General features: G+C 69.8%; 11 protein-coding genes. 7 read left to right on the top strand and 4 right to left on the bottom strand.

Features of this window, described 5'->3' with window-relative positions; all coding sequences use genetic code 11:
* The first annotated feature begins 55 nt into the window (after window positions 1-55).
* Window positions 56-2,584 carry a transglycosylase domain-containing protein gene (locus ISO16_RS16580; RefSeq protein WP_230304374.1) on the top strand — a complete coding sequence of 843 codons (2,529 nt, stop codon included), beginning with the start codon at window positions 56-58 and terminating at the stop codon, window positions 2,582-2,584.
* Window positions 2,585-2,593: 9 nt separating this feature from the next.
* Window positions 2,594-4,171 (top strand): glycosyltransferase family 87 protein, encoded by a 1,578-nt coding sequence (locus ISO16_RS16575; protein WP_050036158.1) that lies wholly within the window; start codon window positions 2,594-2,596, stop codon window positions 4,169-4,171.
* A gap of 99 nt (window positions 4,172-4,270) precedes the next feature.
* Here the strand turns inward: ISO16_RS16575 and ISO16_RS16570 are convergent, their stop codons facing one another.
* The 4 genes from ISO16_RS16570 to ISO16_RS16555 form a co-directional block, all read right to left on the bottom strand.
* A complete protein-coding gene (locus tag ISO16_RS16570) occupies window positions 4,271-4,684 on the bottom strand; it encodes a DUF2752 domain-containing protein (protein WP_072636689.1) in 414 nt (137 codons plus the stop codon).
* 11 nt (window positions 4,685-4,695) lie between these two features.
* Window positions 4,696-5,046, bottom strand: a complete 351-nt coding sequence (locus ISO16_RS16565; protein ID WP_006932305.1) for a CD225/dispanin family protein — start codon at window positions 5,044-5,046, stop codon at window positions 4,696-4,698.
* Window positions 5,047-5,122: 76 nt separating this feature from the next.
* The gene (locus ISO16_RS16560) at window positions 5,123-5,722 is read right to left on the bottom strand and encodes a GNAT family N-acetyltransferase (RefSeq protein ID WP_050036157.1); all 600 of its coding nucleotides are present in this window, start codon (window positions 5,720-5,722) and stop codon (window positions 5,123-5,125) included.
* Window positions 5,719-7,062 carry a glycosyltransferase 87 family protein gene (locus ISO16_RS16555; RefSeq protein WP_230304373.1) on the bottom strand — a complete coding sequence of 448 codons (1,344 nt, stop codon included), beginning with the start codon at window positions 7,060-7,062 and terminating at the stop codon, window positions 5,719-5,721. Before ISO16_RS16555 ends, ISO16_RS16560 begins: the two co-directional genes overlap by 4 nt.
* A 130-nt stretch (window positions 7,063-7,192) precedes the next feature.
* Here ISO16_RS16555 and rpsF point away from each other — a divergent pair, with 130 nt between their 5' ends.
* From rpsF to dnaB, 5 genes are all read left to right on the top strand, one after another.
* On the top strand, window positions 7,193-7,480 hold the full coding sequence (gene rpsF / locus ISO16_RS16550) for a 30S ribosomal protein S6 (RefSeq protein WP_003938619.1): 288 nt from the start codon (window positions 7,193-7,195) through the stop codon (window positions 7,478-7,480).
* 64 nt (window positions 7,481-7,544) lie between these two features.
* Window positions 7,545-8,054 (top strand): single-stranded DNA-binding protein, encoded by a 510-nt coding sequence (locus tag ISO16_RS16545; RefSeq protein ID WP_006932313.1) that lies wholly within the window; start codon window positions 7,545-7,547, stop codon window positions 8,052-8,054.
* Between the two features lie 43 nt (window positions 8,055-8,097).
* The gene (gene rpsR / locus ISO16_RS16540; protein WP_003938621.1) at window positions 8,098-8,340 is read left to right on the top strand and encodes a 30S ribosomal protein S18; all 243 of its coding nucleotides are present in this window, start codon (window positions 8,098-8,100) and stop codon (window positions 8,338-8,340) included.
* Window positions 8,341-8,359: 19 nt separating this feature from the next.
* Window positions 8,360-8,815 (top strand): 50S ribosomal protein L9, encoded by a 456-nt coding sequence (rplI, locus tag ISO16_RS16535; RefSeq protein ID WP_006932315.1) that lies wholly within the window; start codon window positions 8,360-8,362, stop codon window positions 8,813-8,815.
* Between the two features lie 472 nt (window positions 8,816-9,287).
* Window positions 9,288-12,503, top strand: coding sequence for a replicative DNA helicase (gene dnaB, locus ISO16_RS16530; protein ID WP_072636687.1), 3,216 nt, complete (start codon window positions 9,288-9,290; stop codon window positions 12,501-12,503).
* Window positions 12,504-12,727: the final 224 nt, after the last annotated feature.

Below are 12,727 nucleotides of genomic sequence, written 5' to 3'. Positions count from 1 at the left end.
ACCGGGACCCGTGGGGGAACCCCCGCCCGGACGCGCACCCGGGGGTGGGCCGCCCATGGATCGGCGGATGCCGCCGCCGGGACGCCCCTATCCGCCGCAGCCGCGCCCCCAGCAGGGCGGGCCGCAGCCGTACCCGCCGCAGCAGTTCGCCGCGGGGAACCCACAAGCGCCGCGACCGCAGCAGCCGCCGCAGGACCGCACCCGGCAACTGCCGCCCCAGAACCGGCCCCCGGTGCCGAACCAGAACCGTCAGCAGCCGCCCAACCGGCCGGCTGGCGGCCCGCCCGGGCCCGGCGGGCGTCCCCCCACGCCTCCGCCCACCGCGCGCGGCGGTGGCGACGAGCCGCCCCGCGGTGGTGGCGAGCCCAAGTCGACGCGCTGGCGCACCGTGCGGCGCGTCGGCTACGCGGCCGTGGCGCTGGCTCTGGTACTGCCCATCCTCGCGTTCATGCTGGCCTACGTCGTCCAGGAGGTCCCGCGACCCGGTGACCTGAAGACCAACCAGGTGGCCACCGTCTACGCGGCCGACGGCTCGACCGTCATCACCAAGGTGGTGCCGCCCGAAGGCAACCGCACCGAGGTGCGGCTCGACGAGATTCCCGAGCACGTCCGCAACGCCGTGCTCGCCGCCGAGGACCGCGACTTCTACAGCAACCCGGGATTCTCGGTCAGCGGCTTCGCCCGCGCGGCCCGCGACAACATCCTCGGCCGGGAGAGCGCCGGCGGTGGTTCGACCATCACCCAGCAGTACGTGAAGACGGCGCTGGTCGGCTCCGAGCGCACCCTCACCCGCAAGATGAAGGAACTCGTCCTCGCGTCCAAGATGGCCAACCAGTGGTCCAAGGACGACATCCTCGCCGCCTACCTGAACACCATCTACTTCGGGCGCGGTGCGTACGGCATCGCCGCCGCCTCCACGGCGTACTTCGGCAAGCCGGTCGGCGAGCTCAGCGTCGAGGAGGGCGCGGTGCTCGCCTCCTCCATCCAGCTGCCGTCGCTGCTGGACCCGGAGACCAACCCGGAGGGCGCCCAGGCGCGCTGGAACTACGTCCTCGACGGGATGGTGTCCGCCGGCACCCTGAACGCGGCCGACCGGGCGTCGATGCAGTACCCGCGGTACGTGCCGCTGGCCGAGGTCGACAACGGCGGCCAGAGCAACGGGCCGGAGGGCCTGCTGCGCAACCAGGTGCTCCGGGAGCTCTCCGAGGAAGGCATCGACGAGACCCTGCTCAACACCGAGGGACTCCAGATCACCACCACGATCGACCCACAGGCGCAGGAAGCCGCGCTCGACGCCGTCCGCACCAACATGGAGGGCGAGCCGGAGGAGCTGCGCACCGCCGTCGTGTCCGTCGATCCGCGCAGCGGCGCCGTCCGCGCCTACTACGGCGGCGACGACGGCGCCGGGTTCGATTTCGCCCAGTCCGGCCTGCAGACCGGATCGTCGTTCAAGGTGTTCGGCCTGGCCGCCAACCTCGACCAGGGCAACCCGTTGTCCGCCATGTACGACAGCGGCCCGCTCACCGTCAACGGCATCTCGATCGGCAACGTCGAAGGCGAGAACTGCGGCACCTGCACCATCGCCGAGGCGCTGAAGCGGTCGCTCAACACCAGCTTCTACCGGATGATGCTCGAGATGGACAACGGCCCGCAGGCCATCGCCGACATGGCGCACCAGCTCGGCATCCCCGAGGAGATCCCCGGGGTCGGCGAGACCCTCACCGAGCCGGGCGGCGTCGGCCCCAACTACGGCATCGTGCTCGGGCAGTACCAGTCCCGCGTGATCGACATGGCGTCGGCGTATGCGACGCTCGCCGCGTCCGGCACCTACCACGAGCCCTACTTCGTGCAGAAGGTCGTCACCGCCGACGGCACGGTGCTGCTCGACCGCGGCACCCCGGCCGGGGAACAGCGGGTCGACGAGGCCGTCGCCGACAACACCACCGCCGCGATGATGCCGATCGCCGCGTACTCCAACGGGCACGCCCTCGCCGGCGGCCGGCCGTCCGCCTCCAAGACCGGCACCGCCCAGCTCGGGGACACCGGCTCGAACAAGGACGCCTGGATGGTCGGCTACACGCCGTCGCTGTCCACGGCCGTGTGGGTCGGCACCGAACAGGGCCTGCCCCTGGAGAACAGCTGGGGCGGCATGATCTACGGCTCCGGCCTGCCGTCGGACATCTGGAAGGACACGATGGACGGCGCCCTCGACGGCACCGACGTCGAGAAGTTCCCGACGCCCGAACCGATCGCCGGACAGGCCGGCGTGCCGGCGTACTCCGCGCCGGCGCCGCCGAAGACCACGACGCCGACCCCCACGACGACCGAGCGGACGACGCCGGAGCTGCCCACGCCGCCGGAGATCACGACCCGCAACGTCGAGATCCTCCCGGGCGTGACCATCCCCATGCCGGGGGTGGCGCCGCAGACGACCACGCAGCGGGTGCCCACGCCGACTCCCACCACGGAGGCGGACACGCCGGGCTTCGGGACACAGGACGACTCGACCGGCACCGGTGAAGACCAGCAGTCCGGCAACAGCCGGTTCCAGGAGGACCCCGTCGGCGCCACACCCGGCGGGTAGCCTCGCGGGGTGACCGAGAAGAGAGAGCTCGCGTCGCCGGGTCCGCTCGTCGCAGATCGCCGATCCGCGGACTGGCGCGACGCACCCGGATGGACCGACCCGACGGTGTCGCGCCTGTCCACCGTCATCGGCGGACCCGTCGGGCGGTACGCCCTGCTCGGACGCACTCGCTTCTTCACGCCGCTGCGCGCGATGCTGCTCCTCGCGGTGGTGTTCCTCGCCCTCGGCTGGTTCACCAAGGCCGCCTGCATCCAGCAGGGACCGGTCGGCGAGGGTGGCGCGCTCGGACTGGACTGGAGCGACAACCGGCAGTACGTCGCCATGTGCTACTCCGACGTCGTGCCGCTCTACGGCGCCGAACGCCTGAGTACCGGCGCCTTCCCGTACAAGACGTCGTGGGAGGAGCCCGGCCCGGACGGGCAGACCCAGGTCCGGTACATGGAGTATCCGGTCCTCGCCGGCCTCTACCAGTACGTCTCGATGCGGGCCGCGAAGGCCTGGGACGCCACGTCGTGGCTTCCGGGCGGCCTGCAGGTGGCGATCTACTTCGACATCGTCGCCGTCGGTCTCGCCATGGCCTGGCTGGCCACCGTGTGGGCCACCGCCCTCTCCGCCGGCCGCCGCATCTGGGACGCGGCGCTCGTCGCCGCCTCGCCGCTGGTCGTCGTGCACGCCTTCACCAACTTCGATGCGCTCGCCACCGCGTTCGCGGCCGGCGGGTTGCTGGCCTGGGCGCGACGGCGACCGGTGCTCGCCGGGGTGCTGCTCGGACTCGGTGCCGCCACCAAGCTGTATCCGCTGCTGCTGTTCGGCCCGCTGTTGCTGCTGTGCCTGCGCACCGGGAAGCTGCGGGCGCTCGGGCAGGCGGCCGGTGCCGCGGCCGTCGCGTGGCTCGTGGTGAACCTGCCGATCATGGTCCTCTACCCGCGCGGCTGGGCCGAGTTCTTCCGGCTCAACACCGACCGCGGCGCGGACCCCGATTCGATCTACAACGTCGTGCGGTCGCTGACCGGCTGGTCCGGCTGGGACACCTCCACGCTGAACTCGGTGTCGCTGCTGCTGTTCGCCGTGGCCTGCGCCGGCATCGCGTGGCTCGCGTGGACGGCTCCGCGCCGCCCCCGCCTCGCCCAGCTGTGCTTCCTCGTGGTTGCCGCGTTCCTGCTCACCAACAAGGTGTGGAGCCCCCAGTACTCGCTGTGGCTGGTGCCGCTCGCCGTGCTGGCTCTGCCGCACCGGCGGATCCTGCTGGCGTGGATGACGATCGACGCCCTCGTCTGGGTGCCGCGCATGTACTTCTATCTCGGCGCCGAGAACAAGGGCCTGCCCGAGCAGTGGTTCACGACCACCGTCCTGCTGCGCGACCTCGCGGTCGTGGCGCTGTGCGCGCTCGTCGTCCGGCAGATTCTCCGGCCGGCCGAAGATCTCGTGCGCTACGGCTTCGTCGACGACCCCGTGGGTGGCGTGCTCGACCATGCCCCCGACGCTCCCCCGCGCCGGCTCCCGGGCCGTCTCCGTCCCGGCATCCGGCGGACATCACCTCCCGAATCGGCCGATCGGCAGACACCCGCGACGAGCACCGTCCCGTAGCCCCGGCCCGAGCCGCGCGCGACGGGTGCTGCCTGCGCGCGTAAAAACTTGCGCGGGAAGCATTTTCGCGCGCAAGTGCTCGTCCGCGACGAGCGCCGTCTACACGCGGAGCGCGTTGAAGGGCGCGACGGGGAGGTTGCGGACGACGAACCAGCCCAGCACGACCCACAGCACGAGCTGCGGCGCCCACCGCCACTGGTACCACTGGGCGATCCGGTGGTCACGGACCCGGCCGGCCGTCCACACGGCGAACGACCACCCCAGGAGAAGCACGGCGAGCACCCCGAGCGCGTTGTACCGCAGGGCGGCCGGAACATCGAGATGCAGCAGCGAATACAGCATCCGCGACGATCCGCACCCGGGACACCAGATGCCGAACAGGACGCGGGTCGGGCACGGCGGGATCGGGCCGCCCGGCGTCGTCGGGTCGGCCCACGCGACGGCCGCGCACACACACGCCGACACGGCCGCCACCCCGACGGGTGCGGCGAGCCGGGCGGCGAGCGTCTGCACGACCGGATGCCTCAGTAGCTCGACGACGAGACCGCCGCGGCGAGGACGACGATGTAGAAGACGACGATCACCACCCACACCGCCACGCTCGCCACCACCGACCAGATCGCCCACTTCTTCGCGTCGTCGGCCGCCCGGCGTGCGGCATCGAACTGGCCCTGCGCCCACAGGGAGTTGACCTGGCTCGCCTTGATGATCGAGACGACACCGAGCGGCAGGCAGCACAGGATCGTCGTGAGAATGCCCCACACCAGGTTGTTCTCGGGCGGCGGCCCGAACTGCGGGCCGGGGTAGTACCCGTATCCGCCCGGCGGGGGATAACCGCCCGGATTGTTCGGCGGGTACTGCGGATAGTCGCTCATCGTCGTCCTCGATCACCCCATCGGGATCCCAGCCTGTTCCGGGGTCCCCCCGCGCGGAAGGGTAGACCAGCCGCGGTCACCTGGCGAGACGGTCGGCCACCCGCGCCTCGAGACCCACCCGGGCGGCCGGCCAGTCGTCGTCGGTCATCGCGAACAGCGCCGTGGTGCGCCAGCTGCCGTCGCGGCGTCGCCGATGCTTGCGCAGCAAGCCCTCGAACCCGGCGCCGAGCCGGGTGATCGCCGCGCGCGACTGCGCGTTGTGTTCGTCGGTGTGCCACTCCACGCGGACCGCGCCGAGATCGTCGAAGGCGCGGCGCAGCAACAGCAGTTTCGACTCGGGATTGGCGGCGCCACCGTGCACCGCGCGCGAGAGCCACGTGTGCCCGACCGCCAGCGTCCGGTGCCGGGGATCGATCAGGTAGTACGACGTGGTGCCGACGACGGCGCCGACGGACTTGTCGACGACCGCGTACGGCAGGCGGTCCGGATCGTCGAGCGCGGTACGGACGAACGCGTCGGTGTCGTCGCGTGTCCGGAGGTCGGCGGACGTCCACCGGAAGATCGCGTCGGCATCGTCGACGGCCGCGAGCAGGCCGGGCGCGTGTCCCGCGGCCAGCGGTTCGAGGCGAATCCGCGTGCCGTCGAGCACCGGCTGCTCGTACCAGGCCGTGCTCATCCGGGTCTTCCGCTCATCGCCGGCATCCGGGGCCGCTCCTCGTCGGGTGGGGTCGGGTCGGGCCGGCGCAGCGGCGCGCCGGCGAACACGAAGAACAGTACGACGAGCAGCACGGCCCGGCCCCACACCCCGACGAGGGTGAGCAGCAGCGGGATCGTGGTGTCGGTCCGGGTCATGGTCGCGTCGAACCACAGGAACACGCCGATGCCGATCGCGAGGTCCACGGTGAGGTACGAGACGATCAGCGGCCACCGCACCCGCAGCAGCACCAGGAACGGCAGCAACCACAGGGTGTACTGCGGCGAATGCACCTTGTGCAGCAGCAGGAATCCGCACAGCATCGCGGCGCCGACCGCCACCCAGGGATAGCAGCCGTCGCGACGGTACCGCCGCCACCCCAGCCACAGGGCCAGCGCGAAGGCGGCGCAGATCAGCAACGGCGAGGCGACGGAGACGAGGTCGTTGTACTCGGCCGTGACCTCGGTGTCCTGATAGCCCCCGACGAGGGGCCGCAGCCCCCAGTACCAGATCGAATTGCTCGTGGCGTCGGCCGCGCGGTTGCTCTGGAACTCGAACGATGCGCGCCACCCCGGATACCCGAGCAGCGCGAACGGCAGGTTCACGGCGATCACCGTCGCCGCCGCCGCGGCGCCCACCGCCACCGCGCCCCGCACGTCCCGCCGCGGCCCGGGCTCGTCCCCGCCGGTGAGGACGTATGCGATCAGCGGCAGCACGAAGATGCCGGGATACACCTTGAGGCAGAACCCGATGGCGAGCAGGACGGCGGCGATCACCGCGCGGGTGCGCAGCGGCCAGCGGCGCACCCCGAGCACGGCGACGGCCCCGACGGTGGTCGCGACGACGGGCAGGTCCCAGTTCAGGAACGCGTACATCACGAGGGGCGGCGTGGCCGACCAGAGCAGCGCGGCCCACCCGGCCAGCCGGCCGAGGTACCAGGCGACGAGCAGGCCGAACGGTGCCAGCAGCAGCGCGGAGTGCAGGAGGAACTCGGCGTCGGTGTCGGCGCGCAGGGCCCCCACCCACATGAGGATGCCGCTGAGCACCGGGTACTCGACGGTGCCGCCGGTGAGCACGCCGTCGCGGGTGATGCCGCCGTCGAGGAACGGGAACAGGTGCAGGTTGATGCCGCGACCGATCCACAGCTGCTGGATGTCGGAGTAGCAGACCGTGGCGTCCTTGACCGCGTCGAAACGCACGCTGCGCCCTTGCGGGTCGAACGGTGGTGCGGCGCAGCGGGCCTTGTTCAGGTAGCCGAGCCACATGGCGAGCGCGCACGTCACGACGGCGACGAGCGCGGGCGTCCGGGAACTCGTGCGCATGTTCTTCACCCTAGGCGAATTTCGCTGGTCAAGGGCGCATCGTGTAGCCTGCATGGGTTGCTGACGCAACGACCCTCCTGTCACGGACCGTCCGTGACCGCCCATAGTCCATAGGAGGTGATGAGGTCTTATGCGTCATTACGAACTGATGGTCATTCTCGACCCCAGCCTGGACGAGCGCACTGTCGCCCCGTCGCTGGATACGTTCCTCAACGTCGTTCGCCAGGACGGCGGCAAGATCGACAAGGTCGACGTGTGGGGTAAGCGTCGTCTCGCGTACGAGATCGCCAAGCACAGCGAAGGCATCTACGCGGTGATCGACATCAGCGCTACGCCCGCCACGGTTGCGGAGCTGGATCGCCAGCTCGGCCTGAACGAGTCGGTGCTCCGCACCAAGGTTCTGCGCCACGGCAAGTGAGTCTGTCGGCGTCCGGCCGTAGGCTCGGGCGCATCAGGACTCCACACACAGCAGGAGGAACCACATGGCAGGCGACACCGTCATCACCGTCATCGGCAATCTGACGGCTGATCCCGAGCTGCGTTTCACCCCGGCGGGAGCTGCGGTCGCGAACTTCACCGTCGCGTCGACGCCCCGCATCTTCGACCGTCAGTCCAACGAGTGGAAAGACGGCGAGGCGCTGTTCCTGCGCTGCAACATCTGGCGCGAGGCGGCGGAGAACGTGGCCGAGAGCTTGACCCGTGGCTCGCGCGTGATCGTGCAGGGCCGCCTCAAGCAGCGCAGCTACGAGACGCGTGAAGGCGAGAAGCGCACTGTCGTGGAGCTCGAGGTCGACGAGATCGGCCCCTCGCTCCGCTACGCGACGGCCAAGGTCAACAAGGCCAGCCGTGGCGGTGGCGGGGGCGGCTTCGGTGGTTCCTCCGGAGGATCGGGTGGGGCTCGTGCCAGCGCGAGCACCGGCGGGGACGACCCGTGGGGCAGCGCGCCGGCGGCGGCGGGCTCCTTCGGCGGGGACGACGAACCCCCGTTCTGATCCGACCTTCGATCGGAACATTCGGAAAGTACGGAGAAAGACCATGCCTAAGGCGCCCGCGCGCGAAAAGGTTTTGAAGAAGAAGGTCTGCACCTTCTGCAAGGAAAAGAACGTGCAGATCGACTACAAGGACACGACGTTGCTGCGTAAGTACGTCAGCGATCGCGGCAAGATCCGCGCTCGCCGTGTCACGGGCAACTGCGTGCAGCACCAGCGCGACGTTGCCATCGCTGTGAAGAACTCGCGTGAGGTGGCCCTGCTTCCTTACGTCTCGACGGCTCGCTAAGGAAAGGGAGGGACACACGATGAAGCTCATTCTCACCGCTGACGTGGACAACCTCGGTGCGCCTGGCGACACCGTCGAGGTCAAGGACGGCTACGGCCGCAACTACCTGCTGCCCCGCGGCCTGGCGATCGTCGCCACCCGTGGTGCCCAGAAGCAGGTCGAGGGCATCCGCCGCGCCCAGGAGGCTCGTGCGGTGCGCGGCCTCGATCATGCCAAGGAGCTCAAGGCCGCCATCGAGGGCCTCGAGAACGTCTCCCTGGCCGTGAAGACCGCCGGGGACTCGGGCAAGCTGTTCGGCTCGGTCACCGCGGCCGACGTCGCCGGCGCCATCAAGGCCGCCGGTGGCCCGGTCGTCGACAAGCGCATCATCGAGCTGCCCAAGGCGCACATCAAGTCGACCGGCAAGCACACGGTCGTCGTGAAGCTGCACCCGGACGTGACCGCGAAGTTCGATCTGAACGTCGTGGCCGCCTGATTCCGGCTCCCGAAGAGCCCTGCACACAGTGTGTGCAGGGCTCTTCGTCGTCTTTCCACAGGGGCTGTGGATAACCCCACAGGGGTACCGGTAGGTTTGTGATCCGCGGCACGGCATTCCGGGGCCGGGAGGACGGAACACGCCCGGAAACACATCCGTGGCGACACGCCGAATCGATTGTTCTCCACACCTGTGAAAGTCGATTTTCCCGGTCTGAACAGCAGCGATGCGAAGTGTGAGATGCGTTGTCCCCAGGTTGTCCCCAAGGGGTGCACAAGGCCGTCCTCCCCTTTCCACAATTCATCCACAGTTGTGTGCACAGGCGGATTTGGACGCCGCCCTCCGAGTGCCTAACGTCGAGCGCGCGCGTCCCGGACGACGTGTCGGTGGGGCCGGGTAGAAGTGGTGTCGAGCGCCGGTGGACGGGGTCTGTCCGCGGCGGAGGTGCCGAGAAGGGGAAGGACGGCGTCGCGTGGCTGTAGTAGACGATCGGGGCCATTCCGACTACCCGGGACCGCCCGAGGAGCCGGCCGGCGACTTCGGCCGCCAGCCCCCGCAGGACATGGTTGCGGAGCAGTCCGTGCTCGGTGGCATGCTGCTCAGCAAGGACGCCATCGCCGACGTGCTCGAAGTGCTGCGGCCCGGCGATTTCTACCGTCCCGCCCATCAGGCCGTCTACGACGCCGTCCTCGACCTCTACAGCCGCGGTGAGCCCGCCGACCCCGTCACGGTGTCCGCGGAACTCGACCGGCGCGGAGAACTCCGCCGCATCGGCGGCGCCGCCTACCTGGTGACCCTGACCCAGACCGTGCCCACCGCTGCGAACGCGAGCTACTACGCCGAGATCGTCGCCGAGAAGGCCATCCTCCGCCGCCTCGTCGAGGCCGGAACGCGCATCGTCCAGTACGGCTACGCCGGCTCCGAGGGCCAGGACGTCGCCGAGGTCGTCGACCGGGCCCAGGCCGAGATCTTCGAGGTCTCCGAGCGCCGCACATCCGAGGACTTCGTCCCGCTCGAAGAGCTGTTGCAGCCCACCATGGACGAGATCGACTCGATCGCCAGCCGCGGCGGCATCTCCCTCGGTGTGCCCACCGGATTCGCCGAGCTCGACGAGGTCACCAACGGTCTCCATCCCGGGCAGATGATCATCGTCGCCGCCCGTCCGGGCGTCGGCAAGGCGCTGGCCCTCGACACTCCCCTGCCCACCCCCGGCGGTTGGTCGACCATGGGCGAGGTCGCCGCCGGCGACGAACTCCTCGACGCCCACGGCCGCCCCACCCGGGTGCTGGCCGCCACCGAGGTGCTGCACGGCCGGCCGTGCTTCGAGGTGGAATTCTCCGACGGCACCGTCCTCGTCGCCGACGAACAGCACCAGTGGGTCACCTCCGACGGCGGCCCGTCGCGCGTGCGCACCACCGGGGAGATCGCCGCGTCCCTCGCGGACGGTCACGTCGTCGGCAATGTCGCCGCGCTGCAGCTGCCCGTCGCCGATCTGCCCGTTGCCCCGTTCACCCTCGGCGCCTGGCTCGGCGGCCCCTCCGCCGATCCCCACGTGCACATGCGGGTGCAGGGCGAGGGCGGGTTCGCCGAGGAACTCATGACGCTCGGCGCCCGCATCCCCGGCGCCTACCAGCGGGCAGCGGAACGGCAGCGGCGCGAGCTGCTCGCCGGTCTGCTCGACGCCGGCGGCCACGTCGGTGACGACGGCACCGTCCGCTTCGAATCCGACTGCGCCCGTCTGCGCGACGACGTCGCCGAGCTCCTGGCCGGCCTCGGCTACACCTGCACCACCACCGGTTCCACGGTGCGCTTCGCCACCGACGACGACGTCTTCGTCCTCCCCAGCAAGGCCAAGGCACACAAGGAGACCCGCACGGCGGTGCCGCGGGAACGCCGCATCGTCGCCGTCCGCCCCGTCGAGTCCGTGCCGGTGCGGTGCGTCGAGGTCGACGGCGAGCACCTGTACCTCGCCGGACGGTCCATGATCCCCACCCACAACTCCACGCTCGGCATGGACTTCCTGCGGTCCTGCTCCGTCAAGCACGGCATGGCCTCCGTCATGTTCTCCCTCGAGATGGGCAAGACCGAAATCGTCATGCGGCTGCTCTCGGCCGAGGCGAAGATCAAGCTCGGCGACATGCGTTCGGGCCGCATGACCGACGACGACTGGACCCGGCTCGCCCGGCGGATGAGCGAGATCAGCGAAGCGCCGCTGTACATCGACGACTCCCCCAACCTGACGATGATGGAGATCCGCGCAAAGGCGCGGCGCCTCAAGCAGAAACACGACATCCGGCTGATCGTCGTCGACTACCTGCAGCTGATGACCTCCGGTAAGAAGGTCGAGTCCCGCCAGCAGGAGGTCTCCGAATTCTCCCGTAGCCTCAAGCTTCTCGCGAAGGAGCTCGAGGTCCCGGTGGTCGCGATCTGTCAGCTCAACCGTGGCCCCGAGCAGCGCACCGACAAGAAGCCGATGGTCTCCGATCTTCGCGAGTCGGGTTGCCTCACTGCGAGCACCCGCGTCCTGCGCGCGGACAACGGCTGCGAGGTCACCCTCGGCGAGTTGCTGGCCAGTGGTGAACAGCCCGTCGTCTGGTCGCTGGACGAGCGCATGCGTATGGTCGCCCGCCCGATGACCAAGGTGTTCCCGAGCGGACGCAAGGAAGTGTTCCGCCTGACGCTCGACTCCGGGCGTCAGGTCGAGGCCACCGCGAACCATCCCTTCCTCACCGTGGACGGGTGGATTCCCCTCGGCGAGCTGACGGCCGGGGAGCGCGTCGCAGTACCCCGCGCGGTTCCTGCCCCCCTCGAGACGCACGCCGTCTCGGAGGACGACGTCGGCGCCCTGGCTGAGCGCACCGTCGCCGATAGCTCTGTTCCGCCACAGGCATTCTCGCTGCCGAAGGAACAGATCGCCGCGCTCGTGTGCCACGTCTGGGAGGGCAACGGGATCGTCGCGTGGGACGCGGTCGAAGGACGAGCCGCTGTCCGGTATCCGTCCGCAGACCGGCGCCTCGCCGACGACCTGGCCCGCCTTCTCCTGCGAATCGGTGTCTTCGCTCGGATCGCCGCGGCCGGAACAGGCTCGGGCTGGGATGTTGTCGTCACCGGTCCGGAGAATCAGGCCGTCTTCCTGCACGACGTGGGTGCACACGGCACTGCGGCGCAGTGGGTGCTCGCTCAGCTCGGGCCGAAGCTCGTACGCCACGACGCCGACACCCTGACACCCGACGTCGAGGCGACGCTGAGCCGGCTCCTCGCAGTCGAGGAGCTCGCCCCCCGTGAGCTGGTCGCGGCCGCGGCTTCGCGGTCCGCAGGGGGTTCGCGATCGAGTCTGGCCCAGGTGGCGGGCGTCCTCGACACCGCCGACATCGAAATGCTCGCCACCAACAATGTGTACTGGGACGAGATCGTGTCCGTCACCAGCATCGGTGAGCAGGACGTGTTCGACGGGACCGTCCCGGGCACACACAACTTCGTTGCCGACGGCATCTCGGTGCACAACAGTCTCGAGCAGGACGCCGACATGGTGATCCTGCTGCACCGGCCCGACGCATTCGAACGTGACGACCCGCGCGGCGGCGAGGCGGACCTGATCCTCGGCAAGCACCGCAACGGTCCGACCGCCACCATCACCGTCGCGCACCAGCTGCACCTGTCGCGGTTCGTGGACATGGCGCGGGGCTGAGATCACTCGGCCGGCGTCGTACATGTACCTGGCGAACTCGTTCACGCGCTGGGACCGGTGGACCGCCCGGTCGCAGGCATACTCCATTGTCGTGCAGACGCCGAACGCGATCACGGTCCCTTCAGTCCTTTGATGCCGCCGCCATCTTCTTGTCGCATCGATCAGATTGAATGCGGAAGTGGCACTGGGAATCCGGGCGGTGTGAGACCCTGTACACCATATCG

The sequence above is a fragment of the Rhodococcus sp. M8 genome (genome assembly GCF_015654185.1).
Taxonomy (GTDB): domain Bacteria; phylum Actinomycetota; class Actinomycetes; order Mycobacteriales; family Mycobacteriaceae; genus Rhodococcus; species Rhodococcus aetherivorans.
This window is presented reverse-complemented; position numbering and strand designations above follow the sequence as displayed.

Coding starts and splice junctions, on each gene's coding strand:
- ISO16_RS16580 (WP_230304374.1), top strand. CDS start 56: ATGGATCGGCGGATGCCGCCGCCGGGACGCCCCTATCCGCCGCAGCCG.
- ISO16_RS16565 (WP_006932305.1), bottom strand. CDS start 5,046: ATGAGCGACTATCCGCAGTACCCGCCGAACAATCCGGGCGGTTATCCC.
- ISO16_RS16560 (WP_050036157.1), bottom strand. CDS start 5,722: ATGAGCACGGCCTGGTACGAGCAGCCGGTGCTCGACGGCACGCGGATT.
- ISO16_RS16555 (WP_230304373.1), bottom strand. CDS start 7,062: ATGCGCACGAGTTCCCGGACGCCCGCGCTCGTCGCCGTCGTGACGTGC.
- rpsF (WP_003938619.1), top strand. CDS start 7,193: ATGCGTCATTACGAACTGATGGTCATTCTCGACCCCAGCCTGGACGAG.
- ISO16_RS16545 (WP_006932313.1), top strand. CDS start 7,545: ATGGCAGGCGACACCGTCATCACCGTCATCGGCAATCTGACGGCTGAT.
- rpsR (WP_003938621.1), top strand. CDS start 8,098: ATGCCTAAGGCGCCCGCGCGCGAAAAGGTTTTGAAGAAGAAGGTCTGC.
- rplI (WP_006932315.1), top strand. CDS start 8,360: ATGAAGCTCATTCTCACCGCTGACGTGGACAACCTCGGTGCGCCTGGC.